General features: G+C 53.3%; 1 protein-coding gene. It reads left to right on the top strand.

What is annotated here, in order from left to right:
• The coding region (locus tag FN961_RS25575; protein WP_185972888.1) for a beta strand repeat-containing protein at window positions 1–2,604 on the top strand (2,604 nt) is incomplete at both ends.

Genomic DNA, 2,604 nt, shown 5'->3' with positions numbered 1-2,604 from the left:
CTGTAACCGTGACGGGTCAAGACTTGTCTGGCCTAGCAGACGGTACCTTGACCGTCACCATGAACGTGACTGATTTAGCCGGTAACACCGGCAACGTCACTGACACCACCGTGCTCGACACGACTGCACCAGGCACTGGCGATGGCGAAAATGTCATTAACTTCCTTGATGGCGGCGATGAATTGGTCAGCGATGTTGAATCAACCAGCGTCCCACTCTCTGGCCAAGTCGCTGTGGGCAGTACCGTCAACAGCATCACCATCAGTGATGGCACCACAACGATCACCGTTAACGCTGCCGACATCACGGTCGCCGCAGACGGCACTGTAACCGTGACAGGCCAAGACTTGTCTGGTCTCGCTGATGGCACTTTAACCGTCACCATGAACGTGACGGATTTAGCGGGTAATACTGGCAACGTCACTGACACCACCGTGCTCGACACGACTGCACCAGGCACTGGCGATGGCGAAAATGTCATTAACTTCCTTGATGGCGGCGATGAATTGGTCAGCGATGCTGAATCAACCAGCGTCCCACTCTCTGGCCAAGTTGCTATGGGCAGTACCGTCAACAGCATCACCATCAGTGATGGCACCACAACGATCACCGTTAACGCTGCCGACATCACGGTCGCCGCAGACGGCACTATAACCGTGACAGGCCAAGACTTGTCTGGTCTCGCTGATGGCACTTTAACCGTCACCATGAACGTGACTGATTTAGCCGGCAACACCGGTAATGTCACTGACACCACCGTGCTCGACACGACTGCACCAGGCACTGGCGATGGTGAGAACACCATTAACTTCCTTGATGGCGGCGATGAATTGGTCAGCGATGCTGAATCAACCAGCGTCCCACTCTCTGGCCAAGTTGCTGTGGGCAGTACCGTCAACAGCATCACCATCAGTGATGGCACCACAACGATCACCGTTAACGCTGCCGACATCACGGTCGCCGCAGACGGCACTGTAACCGTGACAGGCCAAGACTTGTCTGGTCTCGCCGATGGCACTTTAACCGTCACCATGAACGTGACGGATTTAGCGGGTAACACCGGCAACGTCACTGACACCACCGTGCTTGATACCACTGCACCGGGAACCGGTGATGGTGAGAACACCATTAACTTCCTTGATGGCGGCGATGAATTGGTCAGCGATGCTGAATCAACCAGCGTCCCACTCTCTGGCCAAGTCGCTGTGGGCAGTACTGTCAACAGCATCACCATCAGCGATGGCACCACAACGATCACCGTTAACGCTGCTGACATCACGGTTGCTGCAGACGGCACTGTAACCGTGACGGGTCAAGACTTGTCTGGCCTAGCAGACGGTACCTTGACCGTCACCATGAACGTGACTGATTTAGCCGGTAACACCGGCAACGTCACTGACACCACCGTGCTCGACACGACTGCACCAGGCACTGGCGATGGCGAAAATGTCATTAACTTCCTTGATGGCGGCGATGAATTGGTCAGCGATGTTGAATCAACCAGCGTCCCACTCTCTGGCCAAGTCGCTGTGGGCAGTACCGTCAACAGCATCACCATCAGTGATGGCACCACAACGATCACCGTTAACGCTGCCGACATCACGGTCGCCGCAGACGGCACTGTAACCGTGACAGGCCAAGACTTTTCTGGTCTCGCCGATGGTACTTTATCCGTCACCATGAACGTGACAGATTTAGCGGGTAACACTGGCAACGTCACTGACACCACCGTGCTCGACACGACTATTGGAAGTCCCTCTGTAACCATCGATGAAGACATCAACAACGATGGCTTCATCAATGACGCTGAGCTTGATGGTCAAATCGACATCACCGTCGCACTAAGCGCCGGCACCGCCGTCGGCGACACATTAGTGGTCACCGACCAAGCGGGCAACACACTGTTCAGCGGCCCAGTGACCCAAGCCATGCTCGACAGCGGCCTGTCCGTTACCATGAATCCACCAGCGACAGGCACTAATGTCACAGTCACTGCAACGGTCACGGATCCGGCTGGCAATACCAGTTCAAATAGTGATACCGCGCTACTCACCAATGCGACTGATGATTCAATAACGGTTGACGAAGATAATGTCGCCTCTGGCAATGTTCTCGCTAATGATGGTTCTGGTCACATCAATGTCACCGGATTCACCATGGATACCAATGGCGATAATGTTGAGGAGAGCTTCGCGGTAAATACTAATGTGACTGTTGCTGGAGGCACCTTAATTATCAACAGTGACGGTGGCTACAGCTTTACACCAGCACCTGATTGGAATGGTGTACTACCTGTTATTACCTACACAACAAACACTGGTGATACAGCAACGCTGACTATCACAGTCGATAGTGTTAGTGATCCTGTAGTTGCAAACGATGACAGCTACACGGTCAACGAAGATGGCTCTATTGCGATTAACTTGCTTGGCAATGATGTGGCCAATGATGGTGGTCTAGCAGTTAAGAGCATCAACGGTGTGACGCTAACCGGCGGAGCTCAAAATATTACAGTAAGTAACGGCACTGTGGTTATCGCCGCCAATGGTGCCATGACCTTTGTTCCAGCCGCAAACTTCAACGGTACTATTAACTTTGATTATG

This window comes from Shewanella hanedai, assembly GCF_007197645.1.
Taxonomy (GTDB): Bacteria; Pseudomonadota; Gammaproteobacteria; order Enterobacterales; family Shewanellaceae; genus Shewanella; species Shewanella hanedai.
This window is presented reverse-complemented; position numbering and strand designations above follow the sequence as displayed.